Source organism: Xanthomonas dyei, from assembly GCF_002939865.1.
GTDB lineage: Bacteria > Pseudomonadota > Gammaproteobacteria > Xanthomonadales > Xanthomonadaceae > Xanthomonas > Xanthomonas dyei.
Window position 1 is genome coordinate 25,256 of the sequence record NZ_MDEE01000003.1, and the last position, 23,768, is coordinate 49,023.

Below are 23,768 nucleotides of genomic sequence, written 5' to 3' on the forward strand. Positions count from 1 at the left end.
GCGTCCAAGGGTTAGGTCAGAGCGGCAATGGCAGTGCAGACCGGGCGCCGCTCTTGTGGCGGCAGCGGCGCCCGGTTGCCGCTTACCGAAGCCCGGCGCTCAGGATTTCCCGGGTGGCGACGCCATCGGACGCGGTGTCGATCGCATACAAGGTGGACACACCCTGGGTCGTCGACGCCTGCATCGTCACGTAGGACTGCTGCTGGTTGTTGGTGGCGTTGTGGGCGGCGTTGGACAGCGCCTGGCTTGTGGCAACGAACAGGTTGCCCATTGCGATCGCCGGCGCATCGCCGAGGACCTTGGTGTTGACCTGGGAAACCGAATCGGTGATCTGGCTGTTGACGGCAGTCGGAAAGGCCATGGTGATAGCTCCTTGAGGTAGTGAAAGAAGGAAGACGCTGCGGCGTTAGCGGTTAGCCGAGCATCTTCTTGGTGGCGGCGCCCGTGGCGCCGGTATCGAGCGAATACAGCAGCGAAACACCCATCGTGGTCGCCGCTTGTGCGGTGATGTACATCTGCTGTTGCGCGAGCGTTGCGTTGTGGGCTGCGTTTGCCAACGCCTGCGCGGTGGCCTGGTACAGATTGCCCATGGCTGCGGCAGGGGAGCTTCCCAGTACCTGCAGGTTGGCCTGGGTGACCGAGTCGGTAATCTGGTCGTTGACGGCGGTGGGAAATGCCATGCGCGAATGTCCTTGGCGTCAGCCTGGCGATTAAACGCTCAGGATCTGCTTGGTGGTCACACCGGTGGTGGCGGTGTCGATGGAGTACAGCATCGCCACGCCCATGGTGGTGGCCGACTGCGCGGTGACATAGCTCTGCTGCTGCGCGTTGGTCGCGTTGTGGGCAGCGTTTGCGAGCGCTTGCGCGGTTGCCTGATACAAATTGCCCATGGCGATCGCGGGCGCGTCGCCCAGCACCTTGGTATTGACCTGGGTAACGGAATCGGTGATTTGGCTATTGACTGCGGTCGGGAATGCCATTTCTTGCTCCTTATGGTTCAGGGGTCGATGCGATTAACTCAGCCCAGGCCTTTGACGCCGGTGCTCAGGATCTCCTTGGTCGCCACTCCGGTAGTGGCGGTATCGATGGAGTAGAGCGTGGCGACCCCCATCGTGGTGGCTGACTGTGCGGTGACGTAACTTTGCTGCTGCGCATTGGTCGCGTTGTGCGCGGCATTCGCCAACGCTTGTGCGGTGGCCTGGTACAGATTGCCCATGGCAATGGCCGGTGCATCGCCCAATACCTTGGTATTGGCTTGTGTGACGGAGTCGGTGATCTGGTCGTTGACGGCGGTGGGAAATGCCATGTTTTTCTCCTTGGAATTGAATGACGGTTGGAGTGCTTGAAAAACGCGACGGTGTCGAGGTTTGGCAGATCGTTGGCCTGTCGAGAGAATGCTGCGGTGCCACCGCATCACCGTGTCGCCACAATAGAGCGCCATCGGTTTGGGGAATTGGGGTTAACGATGGCAATCACGGGGTTAACGACGTGAATGCCGCGCTGCTTTAGCGCTGCACCCGACTTAATACCGGTTTTATCGAATCTTGCCGCGCGTTCAGCGGTAAATCGCGATGCGGTTTGCATTAAATCCATGCAGAAACGATGAGGGCGCGGTAGTTGGCAGTCGCGATGATCTTCGAACGTTTTTCGCTTGATGGCTCTGGCTGCGCCAAGCGCTGCATGTTGTGCGCGCGATCGCGTTTCCGATGTGTGCCGGACGATCAGATGCGTGTCGATGGCTGGCTGCGGCTGAGTCTGCTAATACGCGCGTGTTGGCTTGCCATCGACGCAGGATTCGGCTTTATGCGTGAGACGCATCCATGGTTGGTGGTGTGCTGCCAGTGACGTGCAGGGTTTGAACCCGTGGCTTTGCCAGTGCGAGCGCTGCGAGCCTGTGATTGACCAATACCTCATTGGGTGCGAGTGCAGATGCCGGGTCGTGTCTGCGCGCTCTGGCCCGGTATGCGCAGTCATGCGCGATGCGCTGGGTTTACGTCAATCCACACGGTATGTGTGGGCACAGAGTGGTGCCTCAAATCGACGATGGAAGAGATGGATGACAGTGGGGTGTGCACGCAGCAGCTGCGACGTTCCACCCGCTTGTCTCACCGCTGGCTCAGCGCGCGGATACCACGCTTGCGCCAGCATCTTGCTGGGTGCCAAACCTGTGTTTTTCGCTTCCCCGACCAGCTATTTGCTCGCGCGGGCAAGACACATCAAGCGCTACGCGAACCAACCGCGTGCGCGCACCGTCAAGCGGTGATCGACAGCAGATGACGGCGCTGTCGATCACCCCTAGCATCAGCGCTTGCTCAGGCTCTGCACCGCTTCCACCAGCACGCCGACATGGTCCGGATTCATATCCGGCGACATGCCGTGGCCGAGGTTGAACACGTGGCCCTCGCGCGAGCCGCCGTTGCCCTGCGCGTAGCTGTCCAGGGTCTTGCCGACTTCGCTGCGGATCGCTTCGGGCGAGCCGTACAGGGTGGCCGGGTCCAGGTTGCCCTGCAGGGCAACGCGGCCGCCGGCGCGCTGGGCGGCGTCGGCCAGCGAGATGGTCCAGTCCACACCCACCGCTTCGGCACCGCTGGCGGCCAGGTCGGCCACGTAGGCGCCGTTGCCCTTGCCGAACAACACCAGCGGAGTGCGCTCGGCACCGTCGCCGCGTTCGAGTTCGCGCGCGATGCGGGTGAGGTAGGGCAGCGAAAATTCGCGGTACATCGCCGGCGACAACACGCCGCCCCAGGTGTCGAACACCTGCAGCGCCTGCGCACCGGCCGCACGTTGTGCGGACAGGTAGGCAATCACCGCATCGGTCACCGTGCTGAGCAGGTGGTGCAGCACGTCCGGAGCATTGAAGGCCATCGCCTTGATGCGCGCGTATTCCTTACTGCCGCCGCCTTCGATCATGTAGCAGGCCAGCGTCCATGGGCTGCCGGAGAAGCCGATCAGCGGCACCGCGCCGTCCAGCTCACGGCGGATCAGGCGCACCGCGTCCATCACGTAGCGCAGCTCGGTTTCCATGTCCGGCACGCCCAGGCGATGGATGGCGGCGGCATCGCGCACCGGGTGACGGAACTTGGGCCCTTCGCCTTCGACGAAGTAAAGCTCCAGGCCCATCGCATCGGGGATGGTGAGGATGTCGGAGAACAGGATCGCCGCGTCCAGCGGAAACCGCGCCAGCGGCTGCAAGGTCACTTCGCAGGCGATATCCGGGTTCTTGGCCATGCCCAGGAAGCTGCCGGCGCGCGCGCGGGTGGCGCGGTATTCCGGTAAGTAGCGGCCCGCCTGGCGCATCAACCACACGGGCGTGCGGTCCACGGGCTGACGGTTGAGGGCGCGCAGCAGACGATCGTTCTTGAGCATGGGAGATGTGTCCTCAGCGCGGCGCGTCGGCGCCGCCGGTGATGAGTTGGAAGCCGCGTTTGAGTTGGGTGTCGCGGGCCTTTTCGAACGCCCTGTCGGCCTCGTCCTGCAGCAGGTACTGGTCGCGTCGCAGTTGCGTGCGCCCACCGATCTGGCCGCTTTCGCGCAGCAGTTCCCAGCCACCGAACAGGTCCGGTTGCAGGGTCAGCTGGACGTAGCGGAGCGGCTCGTTGCCGCCGGAATCGTGTTGCAGGAGGATGCGCATGCGCCCGATTGTAGCCGGGCAGTGCTGAAGGCTGGGGGCAGTGGGCGCGCCGCGCTGCTCCGGTTACGAAGCTTCATCAGGTCCAGTGTGGCTGTCGGGAAAGCCCGCGCGCGCTGATCCGCTCCTACGCAACCGACGCTTCGCGTTGCACGCGCCGCAGTGTGCACACGCTCCGTAGGAGCGCACCCGGGCGCGAACGGGGTTGACCGGTGAGGCCCGTCGCGCCCAGGTGCGCTCCTACGGACGCAGGGTGCTTTCAGATCAGTAGGCGGTGTGGCCGCTGGCGATTTGCGCTGTCGAGAAAGGCGGCAGGCCGGGTGGCGCGCGGTCGATCAACGCGCAGGCGTCATGTAGGAGCGCACCTGGGCGCGATGGGGCTTTGCTGATGAAGCCCGTCGCGCCCAGGTGCGCTCCCATGGGCGCAGGGGGCTGTCAGACCAGTGAGTGCCGGGGTCCTGGGCGGCGATCGACGGTGGTGTTGCGTAGCTGTCTCGCAATCCGTGCCCGCCCTGTCTGGCTGACCTCACTCTCAGCCGGCCAGGTTCAATCTCAATCGGCCAAGGTCATCGAAGCCCGGCAGGTCGCAACCCACCGTCGACCGGCGAAGGTCAACCTCGACCGGCTAAGGTCCGTCTCAACCGATAAGCGCTCACCTCAACCCACCATCACGGCCTCACCCCGCCAGGATCTGCAGCACCACCGCCTCGTCCACATCGGGCACCACTTCGGCCTTGCCGATGCCGCGCCACAGCACCAGGCGCAGGCGGCCGGCGACGTTCTTCTTGTCCAGGCGCATGCGCCCCAGCAGGGACTCGGGCGACAGGCCGGGCGGGATCTCGGTGGGCAGGTCGAACTCCTGCAGCAGGGTGCGCAGTGCGTCGGTGTCCTGTGCCTCGCTCATACCCAGCGCGGCCGACAGGCGCGCGGCCAGCACCATGCCTACCGCCACCGCTTCGCCATGGTTGAGGTTGTCGTTGCCGGGCGCGCCATAGCCTTGCTCGGTTTCGATGGCGTGGCCGAAGGTGTGGCCCAGGTTGAGCAGGGCGCGCTCGCCCTTTTCCAGCGGGTCGCGCGCCACGATCTCGGCCTTGTGTTCGCAGCTGCGGGCGATGGCCTGTGCCAGCGCCGCCGCATCGCTGTCGAGCAAGGCGCGGCGTTCGGCGTGCAGCCACTGGAAGAACAGCGGGTCGCGGATGGCGCCGTACTTGATCACTTCGGCCAGGCCGGCGCGCAGTTCGCGGGCGGGCAGGGTGAGCAGGGTGTCGGTATCGGCGATCACCGCGCGTGGTGGATGGAAGGCGCCGACCAGGTTCTTGCCCTGCGGGATATCCACCGCGGTCTTGCCGCCGACCGACGAATCCACCATCGCCAGCAGGCTGGTGGGCAGCTGCACGCAGTCCACGCCACGCATCCAGCAGGCGGCGGCGAAGCCGGCCAGGTCGCCGACTACGCCGCCGCCGAGCGCGAACACGCAGGCATCGCGGGTGGCGCCCAGTTCGGCCAGCGCAGTGATGGCGGCGCCGAAGTTGTCCAGCGTCTTTGAGGCTTCGCCGGCGGCGATCACCAGCTCGCCCAGTTGCAGGTCCGGGCGCGCCTGCAGCAGCGCGCTGCGCACGCCGGCCGCATAGTGCGGCGCCACCTGCGTGTCGCTGAGCAGCAGCACGTGACGGCCGCGCACATGGCTGGCCAGGCGCGCGCCATCGGCCAGCAGGCCGGGAGCAATGGTGATGGTGTACGGCTGCGCACCGTCGACATCGACGCTGCGCGAGGAACGGGGAAGTGTCATGCGGGGGTACTCGACATGCGCCATTGCGCAGCCAGGCGCAGCACCAGCTGCGCGGTGGCCTCGGCGGGGGAGAAATGATCGGTTTCCAGGGTGAGGTCGGCGACCTCCTGATACAGCGGGGTGCGATGCGCGGCCATCGCGTGCAGCACCTGCTCGCGGTCGGCGCGCTGCAGCAGCGGGCGATTGCGGTCGCGCGCCAGCCGGGTGAGTTGCGCCGGCACGCTCACGTGCAGATAGACCACAAACCCGCGCTCACGAATCCGCGCGCGGTTGAGCGGATCCAGCACTGCGCCGCCACCGGTGGAAATGAGTTTGTTGTCCTGTTGCAGCAGCGTCTGCAAGGTCTGGGCTTCCTGCTGCCGAAAGTGCGCTTCGCCATGTTGTTCGAAGATCGCCGGGATGCTGCTGCCCACGTGTTCGACAATGGCCTGATCCACATCCACGAACTCCAGCCCGAAGCGCTCGGCCAGGCGGCGGCCGATGCAGCTTTTTCCGGCGCCCATCGGGCCGATCATCACGAGATTGGGTGCGGGGTTCATGCGCAGGGATCGTAGCATTCGCCTTCGCACTCGCGTACCGGGCGGCTCGACGCGGCTCATCGGTGCGGCCCACGCAGAGCCGGTGATTGCCACAACACGTAGGCGCCGATGGCAATGCCAATTGCACAGGCGGCGACAGCCGTGCCATGCGACAAGCGCGTGCCATGCGACAAGCGCGTGCAATGCGCCCACAATGGGCGCTTCTCCTGCTGCCACCTACCGTCATGCCCGATCTGTACGCAGAAGCGCTTGCCACCTTTACCGCGTTGTATGCCGAGGCGCAGAACAGCGCCGAACTGGAAGCCAGCGCAATGACCGTGGCCACCGCCAACGTGGACGGGCGGCCGAGCGCGCGCACCGTGTTGCTCAAGGCCTTCGACACGCGCGGATTCGTGTTTTACACGCATCTGGACAGCGCAAAGGGCCGCGATCTGCAGACCCATCCGCAGGCGGCGCTGCTGTTCTTGTGGCGCAGCCTGCGCGAAGCCGGCATCCAGGTGCGTATCGAAGGCGGTGTACAGCTGGTCAGCGCGGACGAATCGGACGCGTATTTCGCCTCGCGCCCGCGCATGAGCCAGATCGGCGCGTGGGCGTCGCTGCAATCGCAGACGCTGGGCTCGCGCGAGGAGTTCGATGCGGCGATCGCCAAGGTCGAAGCGACTTTCGAAGGCCGCGAGGTGCCGCGTCCGGACGGCTGGGGCGGCTTCCGGGTGGTGCCGCAGGCGTTCGAGTTCTGGTACGGCGCCAAGTTCCGGCTACACGAGCGCTGGCGCTACGAGGCCGATGCGGCCAGCCGGTGGACCAAACGCATGCTGTATCCGTGAGTGCGCAGGCCGGGTGGCGGGTGCGCGCGGCGGTCGGTGCCGATGCGCGGGCCTTGCGCCTGGCCTTGTGGCCGGATGCCGACGATGACGCGGACCAACTGCAGGCGGCGCTCGTGCGCTCGGACGCCAGTCATCTGCTGGCAGTAGACGACGCGGATGCGGCACCGGGGTTTGCCGAGCTATCGGTGCGCCACGACTACGTCAATGGCACCGAAAGCACCCCGGTTGGCTTTCTGGAACGGGGGGTAGGTGGTTCCGGCCTGGCGCGGCCGCGGGCTCGGTCGTGCGCTGGTGGCAGCGGCGGCCCAGTGGACCCGGGAGCGGGGCTGCGCGGAGCTGGCCTCCGATGCGCGGCTGGAAGACAGCGACGCGCAGGCGGCGCATGCGGCGTGCGGTTTCGAGCCAACTGAACGGGGGGCTGCTTCCGCCTGCAGCTTGCCTGACCAGCGGACTTGCGGCCCTTTCTGCCGGTCGCAGACAGTCTGTAGTATGTCCGCCCATTGCACGCTCTTGCTGCATCACATCGCCCCATGACCGAAGGACAGGACATCCTATGACGCAGTACACCACTGTCGAATTGCACGGCCTGCTGGCCGAGCGCTACCGCGGCGAGCCGATCGAGGTCGAACTGATCGACGGGCTGGAGCCGGCCATCAACCTCACCCTGGCCGACCACGGCGACATGCAGATCCAGGTTGCCGCCTCCGGCTCGCAGGTGTTCGTTTCCACGCTGCTGGCCAACGCCGACCAGGTCAACGACCGCGCAGCGTTCAACGATGCCTGCCTGCGGCTCAATCCGCTCAACCCGTTGTCCAACCTGGGCCTGGTCCAGGTCGATGGCAAGGATAGCTATGTGGTCTTCGGCGAGCTGTCGGCGTCGTCCACGCTCGACCAGATCGACGAGGAAATCCAGACCCTGGCGGCCAATACGCTGGATGCCGCCGAATCTCTCAAGCCGTTCTTTTCCTAAAGGCGTGTTGTCATGAGTATTTTTTCCAAACTGATCACGCTGCTGCGTGGTACTGCACACGAAACCGGCCAGAAAGCGGTCGACGCCAATGCGTTGCGCATCCTGGACCAGGAAATGCGCGATGCCGGCGCCCAGCTGACGCGCTCGCGCGAAGAGCTGACCAAACTGATGGCGCAGAGCAAGCTGGCCCAGCAGAAGATCGACGCGCGTGCCGGCAAGATGGCCGAATACACCCGCTACATCGAAGGCGCATTGGCGAAGAACGACGAGGCACTGGCGCACGACGTGGCGGTCAAACTGGCTGCGCTGGAAAGCGAAGACGCCGGCGACAAGGCCTCCAAGACAGCGCTGGACCAATCGGTGGTGACGCTCAAGGCCACCATCCAGAAGACCGAAAACCAGCTGCGCGGCATGCGCCAGCAGATCGATACCGTCAAGGCGACCGATGCGGTGCAGAAGGCGCAGGCCGCCATTGCCGCTCGGCATTCCGGTGCCAGCAGCAAGATGGGCTCGGCACTGGAATCGCTGGAGCGCATCAAGGCGCGCCAGGCCGAAACCTCCGCCCGCATCGAATCGGCCGAAGAGCTCGAATCGTCCACGGGCGATGGCGATCTGAATCGACGTCTGGCCGCAGCCGGCCTGATGGAAGGCGAATCCAATGCGGCCGCGGTGCTGGCACGCTTCAAGAAGCCGGCCGCCCAACTCGGCCACGACACCGCCAGCGGGACCGCGCCGTTGATCGGCCAGGTGCGCGACGTGCAGCAGGTTCCGCGCAGCGACAGCTGACCCGTAACGCCACGGCACAGGACGCGCCATGATCATTGTTGGAAAGCTGTTCCGGGTCTTGCGGCGCCACGTGCGCCGCGTCAGTTGGGGCATGGTGGCGCTGGCGCTGCTGGCCCACATGGGCCTGAGCTGGGCGTTGCTGTGGCTGGCCGGCGAGCACAAGCTCGTCGGTCTGGACGCGTTTCCGTATTACTACATGACTACCGCCACCACCATCGGCTATGGCGACCTGTCGCCGGGCTCGGTGCCCGGGCGCTATATCGCCGCGTTCGTGTTGATGCCGGGCGCAGTGGCCTTGTTCGCCACGGTGCTGGCCAAGACCAGCGGCGTCCTCATCACGTTTTGGAGGCGCCATTCCATGGGCAAGATGGCCTACGCCGATTTGACCGGGCACACCATTCTGATCGGCTGGCAGGGCACTGCCTCCACGCGCTTGCTGGAGCTGCTGCTATCGGACACCGCCACCGACGACGAAGGCGTGGTGCTGATCGCCGAAGGCGTCGCTGAAAACCCGATGCCCGACCAAATGCGCTTTGTCGCCGCCGAGTCGTACACGCATACCGAGGTGTATCTGCGCGCCGGCATCGCGGGCGCGGCGCGGGTGATCGTCAACCCACCGTCCGACGACCAGACCCTGGCGGCGGTGTTCGCATTGATGGCGCATGCGCCGCGCGCGCATGTGGTGGCGCACTTCGACTCGGCCAGCGCCGCGCGCCTGGTCAATCACCATTACCCGGCCATCGAGTGCACGCGCCCGATGACCGCCGAAATCCTGGCCCGCGCCGCGCAGGACCCGGGCAGTGCCGCCATCACCGCCGAGTTGTTGTCGGTGGACGATGGCCCCACCCAGTTCAGTCTTGCCGTGCCTGCGGAGGTGGATGCGCTGGATTACAGCCGGCTCGCCGCCGATTTCAGCCAGCGCGGTGCCTTGCTGCTGGGCCTGCGTGCGCCCGATGGCGCGTTGCGCTTGAATCCGTCAGCACGCACCGCTGTCGCCGGCGGTGCCATGCTGTATTACCTGGCCGAACAGCGGGTGCCTGCGCACGCGATTGCGTGGCAGGCATTGCGTGCTTCGGCCGCCCCCATTCCTGCATCGCCGCAAGGTGTCTGACGATGAGTTTTTTCAGCAAGTTGTTCGGCCAACCGCAACCGCCACCGTTGCCCAGCTCTGGCACCGGCGCCATCGGGCACGCACTGCCGTTGGGCTTGCGCGTGGGGGGGCAGGTGGCCATCGATACCACGCTGTACCGCATGGCGCCGGATGCCATGACCGCCGAGTTGCCGGGCGGCAATCAGGGCATCCCGTGCTATGGCCACGTCAATCTGGGCGATGGCTATTCGCTGCACCGGTTCTATCTGGACGACGATGCGTTTTTGCAGGTCACCACCGTGGGCGGCGATCTGGAGGCGATGAAGGCGTTCGTGTATTGCGAGACGGTGAACCCGCCGAGCAAGCAGGCGTTTCAGGAGTTCGTGATGCAGCACCCGCACCTGGGCGCGGCGCAGATCGAGTACGCCGGCAAACGCTGGGAGCGCGCCACCCAATCCACCGATGATGCCGCGCGCATTCCGCCGATCGCCTACGACGAGGTGCTGTACCGCTATCAGCCGCCGCGCCGCGATGGCGACCTGACCCATTACGCCATGCTCTACAGCCGCGACGTGCCGGAGCTGCAGCGCGAAGAATTCTTGCTGGTGACCGGCGAGGATTCCGGCCCCAACGAATTCTGCGTGACCTACGCAGTCGGTATCGACGTCACCGTCGCCGATCTGGACATCACCTGAGCGCGCGCTCGCCCTTCACTCAACCGGCCCTGTCATGAATCCGATCAATCTGCAGAGTTTTCTCGCGTTTCTTTCCTACTTCGGTACCGGCCTGGGCGTGTTGATCGTCGCGGTGGTGCTGGTGACCCTGGTCACCCCGCACAAGGATTTCACCTTGCTGCGGCAAGGCAATGTGGCCGCCGCCACCGCACTGGCCGGCAACCTCATCGGGGTGGCGCTGCCGCTGCATTCGGCCATCACCCATTCGGTGAGTCTGATCGATGCGCTGATCTGGGGCGTGGTCGCCTGCGGCATCCAGGTGCTTGCGTATCTGCTGGCCAACCTGGTGGCCGGGCGCATCTCGCGGCAGATCACCGACAACGTCGCCGCCGCCGGTATTTTTTCTGCCGGCGTGTCGATCGCCGTTGGCCTGATCAACGCCGCGGCGATCACGCCGTAACGGAGCCTGCGCCATGAAGCGATCACGCAATCTCAAGCTCACCCTGATGGCGGCATTGCCGGCCGCGCTGGTCACCGGCTGCGGCTCGGAGCCAGAAACCGGCGTGGTGCTGCAGTCGGCTTCCGACTGCTACCAGGTCAAGCAGGAACAGAACGACATCCAGCAATGCCTCAAGGCCTACGACGAGGCGGTGGCCAAGCACCAGCAGGCCGCGCCGCGTTTCAACACCCGCTACGAGTGCGACGAACAGTTCGGTAGCTGCACTGCGGTGCAGAACCAGGGCCAGCAGAGCTGGATTCCGCCGATGGGCGGTTTTTTGCTGGGTTACGCGCTGGGCAACATGACCGGCGGTGGCGGCTATCGCTATGGCGGTTCGATTCCGTTGTATCGCGATTACCGCAGCGGCGGTTATTACAAGCCCAATGGCGATCTGGCCAGCAATCGCATCGGCACCGTACGCGGGCGTAGCGGCGCGATCGATATGCCGACGCGCGCGATCACCGTGTCGCGCTCGGGCTTTGGCTCCAGCGCGGCGGCACGCAGCTCGTTCGGCAGCGGCGGGCGCAGTTCCGGGTTCGGCGGCTGACATGCAACGTATCGCAGTTGCCGAACGCCCGGATTGGCGCGCGCAGGCCGAGTCGCTCGGCTTCCATTTCCACACCATCGACGGCGAGCCGTATTGGGACGAGCGCGCCTATTACGCGTTTTCGTTGCGGCAGATCGAAGACGACATCGAAGCACCCACCCAAGACCTGCACGACATGGCGATGCAGCTGGTGGACGAAGTGGTCGGCTCCGAGGCGCTGCTGACCAAGCTGGCCATCCCGCCGTTTTACTGGGACTGGATCGCCAGCTCCTGGAAGAACCGCGACCCGCATCTGTATGGCCGCATGGACCTGGCGTACTCCGGCAACGGCCCGGCCAAGTTGTACGAGCTCAATTACGACACGCCCACCTCGCTGTATGAGGCTGCGTATTTCCAGTGGTTGTGGCTGGAGCAGCAGATCGCCGCCGGCGTGCTGCCCGCCGGCACCGATCAATACAACCTGATCCAGGATCTGTTGTGCGAAACGCTGGGCGCGCTGGCGGTGGATGGCGCGTTGGGTGCGCAGATGCATTTTTCGGCGGTGCGCGACTCGCTGGAAGACCGCGCCACCGTGCGTTATCTGCGCGATTGCGCGCATCAGGTCGGCATTGCGACCGAAGAAGTCGCCATCGAAGACATCGGCCTGAGCGCCGAAGGCTGGTTCACCGATGACCAGGACCGCGTGATCCAGACCTTGTTCAAGCTGTATCCGCTGGAATTCATGATGGAAGAGCGCTTCGGCCCGGCGTTGATCGCCAACCGCGTGCGCCTGATCGAACCGGCATGGAAATCGGTATTGAGCAACAAGGGCATCCTGCCGCTGCTGTGGGAACGCCATGAAGGGCATCCCAATCTGCTGGCAGCGCGCTTTGCGCAGGCCGGCGAGGCACCCGCCGCCGGTTGGGTACGCAAACCGCTGCTCTCGCGCGAAGGCGCCAACATCGCGCTGGTCACCGCGCAAGGCGAGGCCGCACACACCGATGGTCCGTATGTGGACGGCCCGGCGATCCTGCAGGCGCACCACCCGCTGCCGGTCTTCGATGGCCGCCATGCGCTGGTGGGCAGTTGGGTGGTGGCCGATCGCCCTGCCGGGTTGGGCATGCGCGACGACGATGGCCCGATCACCCGCGACACCTCGCGCTTCGTGCCGCATGTGATCGTGGACTGATTTCAACGCGTCGGCGCGTTGCAGATAGGCGATGTGGTCGTACCGACGATGCGCATCACGCGTGTCCAGGCAACTGCGGCGTTTGCGTTGCATACGCCGCAGTTGCGCGCAAGCCCTGCGCGCTGTGCGACGCAGCGCAGGTTTTCCACACCCCCTGTGGATGGAACTTGCACAAGGCTGTGGACAACTGCGTGCAGGCCCCGGCCCGCAACGCTGTCAAGATGGGTGGCGAAAAAATGACCACTCGCTCGCGGTGGGCGATCAGGAGCGTTTTGCGCAGCGATCTCGGCAGGGTCGGCAAAGTCCTTGATCGGCTCTGCGTCGCGATGTCACTGCGGATGCAGTCGACCAATCAGGCATGATCGTTTGCGCAAGGCCTGCCCGATGCACGACGTATCCGCGTCGATCCGATGCGCATGCGGCATCGGCCTATCTCGGCACCACGACTCACCGCGCCAACCACGCAGCCCTCGTCATACCCGGCGCGCCACAAAAAAGCCCGCCATCGCCAGCAACCAGGCCAGCGCGAACACGCTCAAGTAGGCCGCCCATGGTGCCGACGCTAACAGCGCGGCGAAGAGCGCGCCTGCCAGTGCCAGCATGCCGGCAACGGCAATCGCTTCGCTCAGCTGCATCGCAGAGCTGTTGGCGCCTTGTTGCGCCGGTGGCGACAAGGCCAGCGTCAGCACCGACAGGCTGGGATACACCAGGCCCATGCCCAGGCCGGTCAGCGCCCAGCCGGCGACTGCCAGCGGCACCGGAATCGCCGGCCACACCGCGCCTGCGCCGATCACGATGCCCAGCGTCATCAGCAGCGCGCCGGTCTTGAGCAGGCGCGGCCGCGACCAACCTGCGCGGCTGTGGCCCTGGTACCACGAACCGCTGAACCAGCCGAGCGCGCCCACGCTCAGTGCCACGCCCGCCAGCAGTGGCGTGAGCCCGCGTTCGCGCGACAGCAGCAACGGCAAGAACGCCTCGAACCCGAAGAACGCCGCCGCGGCAATGCCGCGCAGCGCGATCACGCTGGGCAACCCGCGCGCCAGCCGCAGCGTGCCGGCCGGCAACAGCTGCCACGCGCAATACACCGTCAGCAACAGCGGCGGCAGCATTGCGCCCAGCGCAGTCATGCCGTGCAACTGACCGCCCAGATACACGCCCAGTACGCCCAATGCCGCGCCGATGGCCCAGCCCAGCGACGCAGTCGGCGCGGCCGGATCCGCATTGGTCCAGCTCCGCCCGCGCAATGCCGGCCACAGCATCAGTCCGGCCGGGATCGCCAGCAGCGGCACCGACAGAAACACCCAACGCCAGCCCACGTGCTGCACGATCAACCCGCTGATGCTCGGCCCGATCAACGACGGCACCACCCAGCCGGCGGAGAATGCCGCAAACACGCGTGGCCGCAACGCTTCCGGATACAGCCGCCCGACAATCACGTACAACGCCACCGAATACGCGCCGGCGCCCAGGCCCTGCAACAGGCGCCCGGCGATCAGCCACGGCATGCTCGGCGCCAGTCCGGCGATCAATAGCCCGATCACAAAACACAGCAGCCCGACGCCCAGCGCGCCGCTGGGGCCGCGACGGTCGCTCCAGCGCCCGGCGGCGGTCATGCCCACCACGCTGGTGGCCAGGGTGCCGCCGAAGGCCAGCGCATACAGCGGCAAGCCGTTCAACTCGCGCGCCACGGTGGGCATGGCGGCGGCCACCGCCAGCGACTCGAAGGCATTGAGCGATACCAGCGCGACCATGCCGAGCGTGGCGGCGCGATACGGCGCTGCCAGGATCGAGGTGGGGTGCGCGGCGTGGGGCGGTGTGGCGGGCAGGGCGGTATCGGTGGGCATCGAACATCCAGAGCGAGTGAGCAGGGGCGTGACCGTGGCGCTTGCGTCGGTCATGGCCGCGCAGCATCCTTCCTCAACCAAGGTTGAGGTCAAGGCAATGCAGCGTGAGTTGTCGGTGGGCGAAGTGGCCAAGCGCAGTGGCGTGGCGGTGTCGGCATTGCATTTCTATGAGCGTAAAGGCCTGATCCGCAGCCTGCGTACTGCAGGCAACCAACGGCGTTACGCGCGCGATGTGTTGCGGCGCATCGCGGTGATTCGTGTCGCGCAACGGCTCGGGGTGCCCTTGCAGCAGGTGCTGGATGCGTTCTCGGTATTGCCGGATCAGCGCACGCCCACGCGCGCGGAATGGGCGCGCATGTCCGCGCGCTGGCGCGGGCAGCTGGATGCGCGCATCAGCGAACTGCAGGCCTTGCGCGACCAGCTCACCGATTGCATCGGCTGCGGCTGCCTGTCGTTGCAGCGCTGCCGCTTGAGCAATCCGGACGACGCGCTGGGTCACGACGGTGAGGGGGCTTTGCGACTGGGTAGCTTGATTCCGGAATAAGAGCGGCTACCAAAACGTAGCGAGCGGGCGCCTGGCGGTGAGTCTGGTGTTGTCGGCCGTGTCTTGGTGGATGCGGTCAGAAGTCCAGGTCAAACGCTGAGTGGATCGAATGCGCGGTGCCCTCGTCGCTCGCGGGACACGCCGTGAACCCGTCCATGCCGCCACACGGCCCCGCAAGCGGCGAGGACACCGCACCAGAGAGTTTGCTGGCTGCTTTACTCAACGCCATGCATCCCGACCATCCCGACTGGTCCTTGCCCGCCCACCCTTGCGGGACCTTACGCGGCATGGATGCCGCGTAAGCGCTTAAACGGACGTACTTGCAGCGTGTCCCGCGATGGTAGGTGGGCAAAGGCTCTGCAACCAAGAGCAGCTAACAAAACGACTGTGCTCACCGCCAGGCGGGCGCGGCCGGTGCTCGGAATCGGCATGTACCCCTCGTACACTCCGGTTCTGAGCGCGCCGTCCACACCCACCTGACGACTGCTCGCTACGTTTTGTTAGCCACTCTAAGCCGCAGATCAGCCGCTCTGCGATAGGCAGGCGTGGGTTGGTTTTGGTAGCCGTTCTCAGCATCACCGGCATGGCCGTCGCACAGATCGTCGAGCGGAGCGCTGCTGCTGCGGAATCGTGCAGCGCCATCCGGGACCAATGGCATTCCCGCGCGCGGCGCGGCGCGCCTTAGGATGGAAGCCCCCCACGCCGCAGGATTTCGCATGACCCCCACCGTGCGCCGATCGCTTACCGTTGCATTGTCACTGGCATGCGTTGCCGCGCCCGCACTTGCCGCTCCCGCACCAGCCAGTTCCGCAACCGCAGTACCCGCACCGGCCAGCCCTTTCGATCCACTGGCCTTGTTCGCACCGTTGCACTTGCCCGATGCACCCAATGCCTACCGCAGTGGCAGTGGCGTGCCCGGCCCGTTGTTCTGGCAGAACCGTGCCGATTACCAGCTCGACGCGCGCATCGATCCGGCCAGCCACACGCTCAGCGGCACCGCCGCCATCCATTACACCAACCACAGCCCGGACACGCTGGACGTGCTGTGGCTGCAGCTGGACCAGAACATGTACCGCGCCGACGCGCGCGCGGCGGCCAGCCGTCCATCGCGGCGCACCCAGTTCACCGAGGGCATGCAGATCGCCAGCGTGGAGATTGAGCGCGATGGCCGCCGCCAGCCTGTGCACTTCGTGGTGGACGACACCCGCATGCGGGTGGATCTGCCGCAGCCGCTGGCCGGGCAGGGCAAGGCGCTGACGCTGCAGATCCGTTACCGCTACCGCATTCCCGGCACCTGGGGCGGGCGCACCGCCTACAGCGCCAGCAAGCAGGGCGAGATCTACGAAATTGCGCAGTGGTACCCGCGCATGGCCGTGTACGACGATCTGCGCGGCTGGGACACGCAACCGTATCTGGGCTCGGAGTTCTATCTGGAGTACGGCGACTTCGATTACGCGGTGACCGTGCCGGATGGATTTCTGGTGGCCGGCTCCGGTGCGTTGACCAACCCGGCCGAGGTGCTCAGCCGCGCCGAGCAGCAACGTCTGCAACAGGCGCGCGACAGCGACCGCACGGTGCTGATCCGCACGCCTGCAGAGGTCGCCGCACGCGCAGCGGCGCCGGCAGGCAATGGCACGCGCACCTGGCGCTTCCATATGGAGCACACGCGCGATGTCGCGTTTGCCGCATCGCCTGCGTTCGTCTGGGATGCCGCACGCATCAACCTGCCGGGCGGCCAGCAGTCGCTGGCGATGTCGGTCTACCCGTTGGAAGGTGTGGGCGCGGATAAATGGAACCGCTCCACCGAATACGTCAAAGGTGCGATCGAACATTTTTCCCAGTGGTATGCGTACCCGTGGCCGGCTGCGATCAACCTGGGCGGCTATGGCGCGGGTATGGAGTATCCGGGCATCGTCTTCGATGGCTTCGAAGACGGCGGCAAGGACCTGTTCTGGATCACTGCCCACGAGATCGGCCACACCTGGTTCCCGATGATCGTCGGCTCCAACGAACGCCGCCATGCCTTCATGGACGAAGGCTTCAATACCTTCATCGATGTGTACGCATCGGATGCCTTCAACAAGGGCGAATACGCGCCCAAGCGCGACTCGGAATATGCGCCCAAGGGCGGAAACCCGGTCGATGAAATCCTGCCGTTGCTGGCGGACCGCACGGCGCCCACCTTGATGGATATCGCCGATGCCACCAGCGAAACCTACCGTCATCCGCTGACCTATTTCAAAGGCGCGTTGGGGTTGGTGTTGCTGCGCGAGCAGATTCTGGGGCCGGAGCGCTTCGATCCAGCGTTTCGCAAATACATCGCCACCTGGGCTTACGAACATCCCACGCCTTCGGATTTTTTCCGGTTGATGGAAAGCGAAAGCGGTGAAGACCTGAGCTGGTGGTGGCGCGGCTGGTATTTCAATAACTGGCAGCTGGACATGGGCATCGCCCGCGCGCAGTACGTCGATCACGACCCGGCCAAGGGGCTGCAGCTCACTCTGCGTAGCCGGCAGAAGCTGGTGATGCCGGTCACCGTGCGCGTGGATCTGGCCGACGGCAGCCACCTGGACCGTCGCGTGCCGGTGGAGACCTGGCTGCAGAACACCGCCCCGACGTTGACGCTGCCCACCACGCAGAAAGTGCTGCACGTGACTCTGGACCCGGATCATGCGCTGCCGGATGCCGACCGCAGCGACGATCGCGTGGATGTGATCGGCTGACCGTCGCCAGCGCGCGCGGGCTGACGACCCCGCTGACCGATGCGCGCACTTGACGCGCGCGGCAACCGCGCTACACGGCGCAATCGATTGCGAAGATTGCGCCGTTTTTTCTTTATGCATCCGTCAACGCTGCACTGATGTCCAGCGCCACACCATCGGTCGCCATCACTGCATGGCCATCGTGTGCATCGCGCATTTGACGCAATCACGTTGTCGTCGATGCGCCGTTTGCGCAGTCGCCTTGCGCGACGCTGTTGCGGCAGTTTGATTGTGCAAGTTTCGCTGCGCCTGCTGCCGGTTTTTGCGCAATCCGATGATAACGCTTACAGCCGCACTGCCATTGAAGACTGCATGCGGGCTCAAGCGGCTGCCGTATCGGCTGTAACAGTGCGTGCCCATCACTATGCTGCAACGCACGGTGACAAGCGCTTTATCGCCTGACTAGGCTGCGTGGCGTGTTAGCGCTATCACTGGCCGGCACGCCGTGCATGGCATGCGTTGCGCAGCTGTCACCGACACCACCTGTGTCGGCGCTGTCAGCTGCAGGCATGCAACGCACAACGCAGGCCGAGGATCGAAGGGGCGATCGGTGGCATGCGCGCTAGGGGACCTTATTCACAGCAGTGCTGTTCCATCGCCTACCGGGCGGTGGTCATGACTTCGCCGTGTCGCATGCCGCGACATCGGCCGTAGGCGGTTGGACTCCACTCCCGAGGACACATCGATGCGTCGTACGTTGAACAGCTTCAAGTCGAAGGCCATGTTCACCTTCGTTGGCGGCCTGTTGGTCATCAATCCCGCGTTTGCGCAGGACGTCGCGCCGCCGACACCCGCGCCGCGGTCCAGCAGCGACGCCGCCACCACGCTCGATACCGTCAACGTCACCGGTATCCGCAGCAGCCTGGACCAATCGATGGGCATCAAGCGCGATGCCGCCGGTGTGGTGGATGCGATCAGCGCCGAAGATATCGGCAAGTTTCCGGACACCAACCTGGCCGAGTCGCTGCAACGCATCACCGGCATCTCGATCGAACGCCGCGATGGCGAAGGTGCGCAGGTCACCGCACGCGGCTTCGGTCCGCAATTCAATACGGTCACGCTCAATGGCCGCCTGATTCCCGGTGCCGACGCCTTCGGTGCGCCCGGGCAGACGCCGATCGGTGGCGTGGATGTGGGCACGCGTGCGTTCAACTTCGCCCAGCTCGCCTCCGAAGCCATCACCGGCATCGAGGTGTTCAAGACCAGCCGCGCCACCGCGCCCAGCGGCGGTATCGGCGCCACGATCAACATCCAGACCGACAAGCCGTTCAATCACGAGGGCGTGGTGGCCAATGCCGGCGCCAAGATGGTGTCCGACCGCTCGCAGCCGTTCGGCGATTCGCTGACCCCGGAAGTGTCGGGCATCTTCAGCTACACCAACCCGGACAAGACCTTGGGTATCGGCCTGAGCGCCAGCTACCAGAAGCGTCATGGCGGTTCGGTGCAGGCCACCGAAAACACCTGGAATATCCAGCCCTGGACAGGCACGGATCCGGCCTTGCGTCCGGGCGCGGTCGTGACCAACGCACCGCAGATCGGCCAGCTCTACGGCATGCCGAACGACCTGCGTTATGCCTTCGCCGACTTCCAGCGCGAGCGCATGAACGGCCAGGCGGTGGTGCAATTCGCCCCGAGCGACAGCCTCACCCTGACCCTGGATTACACCTACTCGTCCAATGAAATCCGCGAAGAACGCGGCGAACAGGGCATCTGGCTGCAACGCGCCAACAGCTTCACCGATCTGACCTTCGATACTGGCCAGGCGGTGGCAACGCCGGTGTATCTGCGCGATGTGCCCAACGGTGCCAAGGACTTCGGCATGGAGCAGCAGCGTAACGAGCAGAAGTACACGCTCGGCTCGCTCGGCTTCAATGCCGATTGGCAGGTGAGCGACCGTTTCCAATTGTCCTTCGATGCGCATAACTCGAAAACCAAGAGCATGCCCAACGACCCGACCACCGGCGGCAGTGCCACGTACTTCAGCTTCGCCGGCACCAATAACTGCGTCAACGGCCCGTCCTGTGGCGGTCAATGGGGGCAGGAGCTTTCGTTCAACAATTCGTTGCCGATCGGCGCACGCACCTGGTATCCCACCGCTGCCGATTCCCTGGCCGGCACCAACGGTGTGGTCAATCCGGACTTCACCCCCGCCGAACTCGGCTCGCAGGTGCTGCGCATCTACTACCAATCGCAGGTGACCGAGATCAAAGAGGGGCGCATGGATGGCACTTTCGACTTCGACGACGGGCGCTTCCAGTTCGGTGTGAGTACGGCCAACACCACCATGAACCGGCTGACCAGCGACACCTATTCGACACTCGGCGATTGGGGCGTGGCCAATGCCGGCAACGAGCCCGGCATGCAGGCGTTGTTGCGCCCGGTGAGCATCACCGGCATGTTCAAGGACTTCAACGCCAACGGTGCGGCGCCCAATGCCTGGCGTGGCGATGCCGACCAGCTGGCCCTGTGGGGCGGTAGCCAGTATGGCGCCACCACCCGCTACAACCCGCAGTACAGCGCCGACAACCAGGTGGAAGAGAAGACCCGCGCCGCCTATGTGCAGTTGGAACTGAAGGGAGACATCTCCGGCATGACCACCAATACGCGACTGGGCTTGCGCTACGAGCGGACCGATGTGGAATCCACCTCGCAGGTGGCCACGCCCACTGCGTTGCTCTGGCAGGCCAACAACGACTTCCAGCTGCTGCGCTCCACCGAGCAGCAGCCCTTCAGCGAAAAGACCAGCTACAACTACATCCTGCCCAATCTCGATTTCAGCATCGACATCACCGATCAGCTGAAAGGCCGCGCGTCGTTCGGCCAGACGATCGCGCGTGCGCCTTATAACAACCTGATCGCCGGGCCGACGCCGAATACACCGAGCGGCTCGATCCTGATCAACCCTTCCACCCGTGCCTCCGGCAGCTCGCAGAACCCGACGCTGGATCCGCTGGAATCGGACAATCTCGATCTGGCGCTAGAGTGGTACTTCGCCGATGCCAGCTATGTCTCGGCCACGTTCTGGAACAAGCGCGTCAGCAATTTCATCGGCAACACGGTGTCGCGCGAATCGCTGTACGGGCTGCGAGATCCCACCTCGGGACCGGACGCGCAGTCCGCGCTGGCGTTCCTGCAAAGCGGTGCCTGCGCAGCGCAGGTTGGCGCGGCCGGCAATGACGCAGCGGCCGCCTGCTCGGCCAACGATACCTCGCTGTTCGCAGCGATGGCGCTGTTGCGCAACGCTGCGGCGACCGGTGGATTGGCCGCCTATAACGGCAGCTCTGCGCAGAGTCTTGCTCTGGAGAATGCGTACGACATCGTCGGCAATGCTTCCGACCCGCTGTATCAATTCGATGTGTCGCGGCCGGTCAATCAGGACAAGGCCAACATCCATGGCTGGGAACTGGGCGGGCAGTATTTCTTCGACAGCACTGGCTTCGGTATCTATGCCAACTACACCATCGTCGAGGGCGATGTGGGCTTCGACAACACGGTGATCGACCGCGACCAGTTCGCACTGCTCGGTTTGAGCGATACCGCCAACGTGATGCTGATGTACGAAAAGTACGGTTGGAGCGCGCGTCTGGCCTGGAACTGGCGTGACGAGTATCTGATCGCCGCCAACCAGGACGGCGCCAACCGCAATCCGTACTACGTGGAGGCCTACCAGCAATGGGACCTGAGCTTGAGCTACAGCTTCAGCAAGCAGCTGTCGGTGGGCTTTGAGGCGATCAACCTGACCGGCGAAGACGTGCGGTGGCATGGACGCTCGGACAAGCAGATGATCCGCCTGATCGACCAGCAGCCGCGCTACACGCTGGGCGTGCGTTACGCGTTCTGAGTGAAGCGCACGGGTTGACGTTCTGACGTCAGGACGTTGCAGACGCGCAGCCGGTGTGTGCCTTGGTGCACGCCGGCTGCCGCGCAGATTGCCTTTGCGCGGTCGGCGCTTGCGACTGTGTCAGTGGGATGTGCGTGCGAGACGCTGCGGCGCCAGCCACACAGGCTGCATGCGTCATCCGGCAGCGATATCCCAGGCGAGCGCAACAGGCGGCACAGGTGCGCTGCGTCATCGAAGTGAAACCGGCGGACGGATGACGTGTCCGCCAATCGACACATCTTCGTCTGCCTTCCGCCAGCGCATGCTGCTCTGCCGCTTGCCGGCTTCGCACTTTTTGGCAATGCTCGCGGGCAGCAGGCGCGGCATGCCGTCGCGTGATCGATTCCCCGACCAGTGCAGTGCCCATCGCCGGCCACTGCTGGAGCCTTAGATGTCGCGATATGCAGTGCTCAACAATGTGGCGCACCACGATCTGCGCGTGATTCTGCGCTTTGGTGCCGAATTTGGCGATGCGGTGGGCTTTGTGCCGGCGTTCGTCACCGAGTACGCCGAGCTGCAACGCGAATACCCGCTGTTCTTTCGCAAGGATGCGGCCACCGGCGCCTATCAGTCGGTGGCATTGCTGGGCTTTGCGCCCGACGAAAACCTGTTTCTGCAAGACGGCCGCTGGAATGCCGGTTACCTGCCGGGCATCGTCGCCAAGGGGCCATTTTTGATCGGGTTTCAGGAGCAGCGTATCGATGGCGCGCTGGTGCAGGAGCCGGTGATTCATGTCGACCTGGAGCACCCGCGCATCAGTCGCGCCGACGGCGAACCGGTGTTTCTGCCGCAGGGCGGGCACAGCGCGTATCTGGAGCACATCATCAGCGTGTTGCGCGGCATCCGTGACGGCATGGATGCGGTGCAGGCGATGTGCGCGGCATTCGATGCGCTGGGCCTGATTCAACCTGTGAAGCTGGATATGGTGCTCGACGATAGCCATGGCGTGCACCTGGAAGGGTTGCACAGCATCGACCGCGAGCGATTGGCTGCGCTGGATGGTGCCGCCCTGCAGCAGTTGCATCACGCCGGGTATCTGGAGGGTGCCTTCCTGATGCTGGCCTCGCAGTACAACCTGCGCCGGCTGATGGGCGAAAAACAGCGCCGGCTCCAGCACGCGCAGACCGCTGCGGCAGCCGCAGCACACGCCTGATCGCATGCGCGCACTGTCATCGATCGCCCCGCTGCCCGAGCGCAGCGACTGCCAGCCGGATGCGGCATTGCTGGCACAGTTGTGCGCGGCTGCGCAGCCGCTGGTGCTGCGCGGGGTGGCGCGCGACTGGGCGCTGGTGCAGGCAGCGCAGCGTGGTACGTCGCAGGCCATGGCGCAGTTGCGCGGCATGGATACCGGCCTGGCACTGCAGTATTCGTATGGCGCTCCGGACATCGGCGGTAGGCCGTTCTATCGCGACGATTGCAGCGATCTCAACTTCGAGGTGCAGCGCGGCAGCTTGAGCGCGCTGCTGGATGCAATCGACGCGCATCTGGACGATCCGCAGCCGCCCACGTATTACCTGGCCTCGTTGCCGATCGATGCGCACCTGTCGGGTTTTGCGGCAGGCAATGCGCTGGATGTCAGCGCAGACGGCAACGCCGTGCCGCCCAGCATCTGGATCGGCAACCGGGTCATCGCCTCCTGCCATTTCGATGCGCCCAATAACGTTGCGGTGTGCGCGGTAGGCCAGCGGCGCTTCACGCTGTTTGCGCCCGAGCAGGTGGCCAATCTGTATCCGGGCCCGCTGGAGCCCACGCCGGGCGGGCAGGTGGTGAGCATGGTGGATGTGGCCAATCCGGATCTTGCGCGCTATCCGCGCATGGCCGATGCGTTGTCGCAGGCACGCACGGCGGTGCTGGAGCCGGGCGATGCGATTTTCATCCCCAGCATGTGGTGGCACCACGTGCAGTCGCTGCAACCGTTCAATGTCCTGGTCAATTATTGGTGGAGCACGGCGCCTGCGCAGCTGCCTGCACCGATGCAGGCGCTGTATCACGCGCTGTGGGCCATCCGCGACCGCCCGGCGTCGGAAAAGGCCGCCTGGCGTGCGTTGTTCGATTACTACGTGTTCGGCCCTGCCGAGCGTGCCGGCGAACATCTGCCCGAGCACGCGCGCCAGGTGCTGGGCCCGATCGACCCCACACTCGCGCGCCAGCTGCGCGCCATGCTGATCGGCAAGCTCAATCGCTGATCGCCTCCATCGTGTTGTGCTCCCACTGACAGGAAAAC

22 protein-coding genes, 1 other RNA gene and 1 pseudogene are annotated in these 23,768 nt (G+C 65.1%); 15 read left to right on the forward strand and 9 right to left on the reverse strand.

Annotated elements, in window-relative coordinates:
• Positions 1–82: 82 nt before the first annotated feature.
• The 8 genes from XdyCFBP7245_RS03825 to XdyCFBP7245_RS03860 all read right to left on the reverse strand — a co-directional run bounded on the left by XdyCFBP7245_RS03825 (position 83) and on the right by XdyCFBP7245_RS03860 (position 5,956).
• Positions 83–361, reverse strand: coding sequence for a RebB family R body protein (locus tag XdyCFBP7245_RS03825; protein ID WP_104614476.1), 279 nt, complete (start codon positions 359–361; stop codon positions 83–85).
• Between the two features lie 52 nt (positions 362–413).
• Positions 414–680 (reverse strand): RebB family R body protein, encoded by a 267-nt coding sequence (locus XdyCFBP7245_RS03830; RefSeq protein WP_055849430.1) that lies wholly within the window; start codon positions 678–680, stop codon positions 414–416.
• Positions 681–710: 30 nt separating this feature from the next.
• The gene (locus XdyCFBP7245_RS03835; RefSeq protein ID WP_104614477.1) at positions 711–980 is read right to left on the reverse strand and encodes a RebB family R body protein; all 270 of its coding nucleotides are present in this window, start codon (positions 978–980) and stop codon (positions 711–713) included.
• Positions 981–1,018: 38 nt separating this feature from the next.
• Positions 1,019–1,306 (reverse strand): RebB family R body protein, encoded by a 288-nt coding sequence (locus XdyCFBP7245_RS03840; RefSeq protein WP_104614478.1) that lies wholly within the window; start codon positions 1,304–1,306, stop codon positions 1,019–1,021.
• 995 nt (positions 1,307–2,301) lie between these two features.
• Positions 2,302–3,366 carry a uroporphyrinogen decarboxylase gene (gene hemE / locus XdyCFBP7245_RS03845; protein WP_104614479.1) on the reverse strand — a complete coding sequence of 355 codons (1,065 nt, stop codon included), beginning with the start codon at positions 3,364–3,366 and terminating at the stop codon, positions 2,302–2,304.
• Positions 3,367–3,379: 13 nt separating this feature from the next.
• On the reverse strand, positions 3,380–3,631 hold the full coding sequence (locus tag XdyCFBP7245_RS03850) for a WGR domain-containing protein (RefSeq protein WP_039414382.1): 252 nt from the start codon (positions 3,629–3,631) through the stop codon (positions 3,380–3,382).
• Positions 3,632–4,304: 673 nt separating this feature from the next.
• The gene (aroB, locus tag XdyCFBP7245_RS03855) at positions 4,305–5,417 is read right to left on the reverse strand and encodes a 3-dehydroquinate synthase (RefSeq protein WP_104614480.1); all 1,113 of its coding nucleotides are present in this window, start codon (positions 5,415–5,417) and stop codon (positions 4,305–4,307) included.
• Positions 5,414–5,956 (reverse strand): shikimate kinase, encoded by a 543-nt coding sequence (locus tag XdyCFBP7245_RS03860; RefSeq protein WP_104614481.1) that lies wholly within the window; start codon positions 5,954–5,956, stop codon positions 5,414–5,416. Before XdyCFBP7245_RS03860 ends, aroB begins: the two co-directional genes overlap by 4 nt.
• Before the next feature lie 224 nt (positions 5,957–6,180).
• Here XdyCFBP7245_RS03860 and pdxH point away from each other — a divergent pair, with 224 nt between their 5' ends.
• The 9 genes and pseudogenes from pdxH (at position 6,181) to XdyCFBP7245_RS03905 (ending at position 12,514) form a co-directional block, all read left to right on the forward strand.
• Positions 6,181–6,780: a pyridoxamine 5'-phosphate oxidase gene (pdxH, locus tag XdyCFBP7245_RS03865; protein ID WP_055849447.1), complete on the forward strand. Its 600-nt coding sequence runs from the start codon at positions 6,181–6,183 to the stop codon at positions 6,778–6,780.
• Positions 6,781–6,800: 20 nt separating this feature from the next.
• A pseudogene (locus XdyCFBP7245_RS03870) lies at positions 6,801–7,194 on the forward strand (GNAT family N-acetyltransferase); the annotation flags it as partial.
• Between the two features lie 139 nt (positions 7,195–7,333).
• Positions 7,334–7,750: a YjfI family protein gene (locus XdyCFBP7245_RS03875; RefSeq protein ID WP_104614482.1), complete on the forward strand. Its 417-nt coding sequence runs from the start codon at positions 7,334–7,336 to the stop codon at positions 7,748–7,750.
• 12 nt (positions 7,751–7,762) lie between these two features.
• Positions 7,763–8,536 (forward strand): PspA/IM30 family protein, encoded by a 774-nt coding sequence (locus tag XdyCFBP7245_RS03880; protein WP_011037963.1) that lies wholly within the window; start codon positions 7,763–7,765, stop codon positions 8,534–8,536.
• 28 nt (positions 8,537–8,564) lie between these two features.
• A complete protein-coding gene (locus XdyCFBP7245_RS03885) occupies positions 8,565–9,647 on the forward strand; it encodes a potassium channel family protein (RefSeq protein ID WP_104614483.1) in 1,083 nt (360 codons plus the stop codon).
• Positions 9,644–10,321: a YjfK family protein gene (locus XdyCFBP7245_RS03890; RefSeq protein ID WP_193589327.1), complete on the forward strand. Its 678-nt coding sequence runs from the start codon at positions 9,644–9,646 to the stop codon at positions 10,319–10,321. The genes XdyCFBP7245_RS03885 and XdyCFBP7245_RS03890 overlap by 4 nt, the downstream gene beginning before the upstream one ends.
• A 34-nt stretch (positions 10,322–10,355) precedes the next feature.
• A complete protein-coding gene (locus tag XdyCFBP7245_RS03895; protein WP_104614485.1) occupies positions 10,356–10,760 on the forward strand; it encodes a DUF350 domain-containing protein in 405 nt (134 codons plus the stop codon).
• 13 nt (positions 10,761–10,773) lie between these two features.
• Positions 10,774–11,346 (forward strand): DUF1190 domain-containing protein, encoded by a 573-nt coding sequence (locus XdyCFBP7245_RS03900; protein ID WP_104614486.1) that lies wholly within the window; start codon positions 10,774–10,776, stop codon positions 11,344–11,346.
• 1 nt (position 11,347) lies between these two features.
• The gene (locus XdyCFBP7245_RS03905; RefSeq protein WP_104614487.1) at positions 11,348–12,514 is read left to right on the forward strand and encodes a glutathionylspermidine synthase family protein; all 1,167 of its coding nucleotides are present in this window, start codon (positions 11,348–11,350) and stop codon (positions 12,512–12,514) included.
• Between the two features lie 473 nt (positions 12,515–12,987).
• Here the strand turns inward: XdyCFBP7245_RS03905 and XdyCFBP7245_RS03915 are convergent, their stop codons facing one another.
• Positions 12,988–14,358 (reverse strand): MFS transporter, encoded by a 1,371-nt coding sequence (locus tag XdyCFBP7245_RS03915; protein WP_104614489.1) that lies wholly within the window; start codon positions 14,356–14,358, stop codon positions 12,988–12,990.
• A gap of 97 nt (positions 14,359–14,455) precedes the next feature.
• Here XdyCFBP7245_RS03915 and soxR point away from each other — a divergent pair, with 97 nt between their 5' ends.
• The 6 genes from soxR to XdyCFBP7245_RS03950 all read left to right on the forward strand — a co-directional run bounded on the left by soxR (position 14,456) and on the right by XdyCFBP7245_RS03950 (position 23,730).
• The gene (soxR, locus tag XdyCFBP7245_RS03920) at positions 14,456–14,902 is read left to right on the forward strand and encodes a redox-sensitive transcriptional activator SoxR (protein WP_104614594.1); all 447 of its coding nucleotides are present in this window, start codon (positions 14,456–14,458) and stop codon (positions 14,900–14,902) included.
• Positions 14,903–15,331: 429 nt separating this feature from the next.
• A non-coding RNA gene (locus XdyCFBP7245_RS03930) (sX9 sRNA) lies at positions 15,332–15,408 on the forward strand.
• A 210-nt stretch (positions 15,409–15,618) separates the two neighbouring features.
• Positions 15,619–17,625 (forward strand): M1 family metallopeptidase, encoded by a 2,007-nt coding sequence (locus XdyCFBP7245_RS03935; protein WP_104614491.1) that lies wholly within the window; start codon positions 15,619–15,621, stop codon positions 17,623–17,625.
• A 724-nt stretch (positions 17,626–18,349) separates the two neighbouring features.
• Positions 18,350–21,505 carry a TonB-dependent receptor gene (locus XdyCFBP7245_RS03940; protein ID WP_170068498.1) on the forward strand — a complete coding sequence of 1,052 codons (3,156 nt, stop codon included), beginning with the start codon at positions 18,350–18,352 and terminating at the stop codon, positions 21,503–21,505.
• Between the two features lie 430 nt (positions 21,506–21,935).
• Positions 21,936–22,697, forward strand: a complete 762-nt coding sequence (locus tag XdyCFBP7245_RS03945) for a SapC family protein (RefSeq protein WP_104614493.1) — start codon at positions 21,936–21,938, stop codon at positions 22,695–22,697.
• A gap of 4 nt (positions 22,698–22,701) precedes the next feature.
• Positions 22,702–23,730: a cupin-like domain-containing protein gene (locus tag XdyCFBP7245_RS03950; RefSeq protein WP_104614494.1), complete on the forward strand. Its 1,029-nt coding sequence runs from the start codon at positions 22,702–22,704 to the stop codon at positions 23,728–23,730.
• Positions 23,731–23,768: the final 38 nt, after the last annotated feature.

Coding starts and splice junctions, on each gene's coding strand:
- XdyCFBP7245_RS03825 (WP_104614476.1), bottom strand. CDS start 361: ATGGCCTTTCCGACTGCCGTCAACAGCCAGATCACCGATTCGGTTTCC.
- XdyCFBP7245_RS03830 (WP_055849430.1), bottom strand. CDS start 680: ATGGCATTTCCCACCGCCGTCAACGACCAGATTACCGACTCGGTCACC.
- XdyCFBP7245_RS03835 (WP_104614477.1), bottom strand. CDS start 980: ATGGCATTCCCGACCGCAGTCAATAGCCAAATCACCGATTCCGTTACC.
- XdyCFBP7245_RS03840 (WP_104614478.1), bottom strand. CDS start 1,306: ATGGCATTTCCCACCGCCGTCAACGACCAGATCACCGACTCCGTCACA.
- hemE (WP_104614479.1), bottom strand. CDS start 3,366: ATGCTCAAGAACGATCGTCTGCTGCGCGCCCTCAACCGTCAGCCCGTG.
- XdyCFBP7245_RS03850 (WP_039414382.1), bottom strand. CDS start 3,631: ATGCGCATCCTCCTGCAACACGATTCCGGCGGCAACGAGCCGCTCCGC.
- aroB (WP_104614480.1), bottom strand. CDS start 5,417: ATGACACTTCCCCGTTCCTCGCGCAGCGTCGATGTCGACGGTGCGCAG.
- XdyCFBP7245_RS03860 (WP_104614481.1), bottom strand. CDS start 5,956: ATGAACCCCGCACCCAATCTCGTGATGATCGGCCCGATGGGCGCCGGA.
- pdxH (WP_055849447.1), top strand. CDS start 6,181: ATGCCCGATCTGTACGCAGAAGCGCTTGCCACCTTTACCGCGTTGTAT.
- XdyCFBP7245_RS03875 (WP_104614482.1), top strand. CDS start 7,334: ATGACGCAGTACACCACTGTCGAATTGCACGGCCTGCTGGCCGAGCGC.
- XdyCFBP7245_RS03880 (WP_011037963.1), top strand. CDS start 7,763: ATGAGTATTTTTTCCAAACTGATCACGCTGCTGCGTGGTACTGCACAC.
- XdyCFBP7245_RS03885 (WP_104614483.1), top strand. CDS start 8,565: ATGATCATTGTTGGAAAGCTGTTCCGGGTCTTGCGGCGCCACGTGCGC.
- XdyCFBP7245_RS03895 (WP_104614485.1), top strand. CDS start 10,356: ATGAATCCGATCAATCTGCAGAGTTTTCTCGCGTTTCTTTCCTACTTC.
- XdyCFBP7245_RS03900 (WP_104614486.1), top strand. CDS start 10,774: ATGAAGCGATCACGCAATCTCAAGCTCACCCTGATGGCGGCATTGCCG.
- XdyCFBP7245_RS03905 (WP_104614487.1), top strand. CDS start 11,348: ATGCAACGTATCGCAGTTGCCGAACGCCCGGATTGGCGCGCGCAGGCC.
- XdyCFBP7245_RS03915 (WP_104614489.1), bottom strand. CDS start 14,358: ATGCCCACCGATACCGCCCTGCCCGCCACACCGCCCCACGCCGCGCAC.
- soxR (WP_104614594.1), top strand. CDS start 14,456: ATGCAGCGTGAGTTGTCGGTGGGCGAAGTGGCCAAGCGCAGTGGCGTG.
- XdyCFBP7245_RS03935 (WP_104614491.1), top strand. CDS start 15,619: ATGACCCCCACCGTGCGCCGATCGCTTACCGTTGCATTGTCACTGGCA.
- XdyCFBP7245_RS03940 (WP_170068498.1), top strand. CDS start 18,350: ATGCGTCGTACGTTGAACAGCTTCAAGTCGAAGGCCATGTTCACCTTC.
- XdyCFBP7245_RS03945 (WP_104614493.1), top strand. CDS start 21,936: ATGTCGCGATATGCAGTGCTCAACAATGTGGCGCACCACGATCTGCGC.
- XdyCFBP7245_RS03950 (WP_104614494.1), top strand. CDS start 22,702: ATGCGCGCACTGTCATCGATCGCCCCGCTGCCCGAGCGCAGCGACTGC.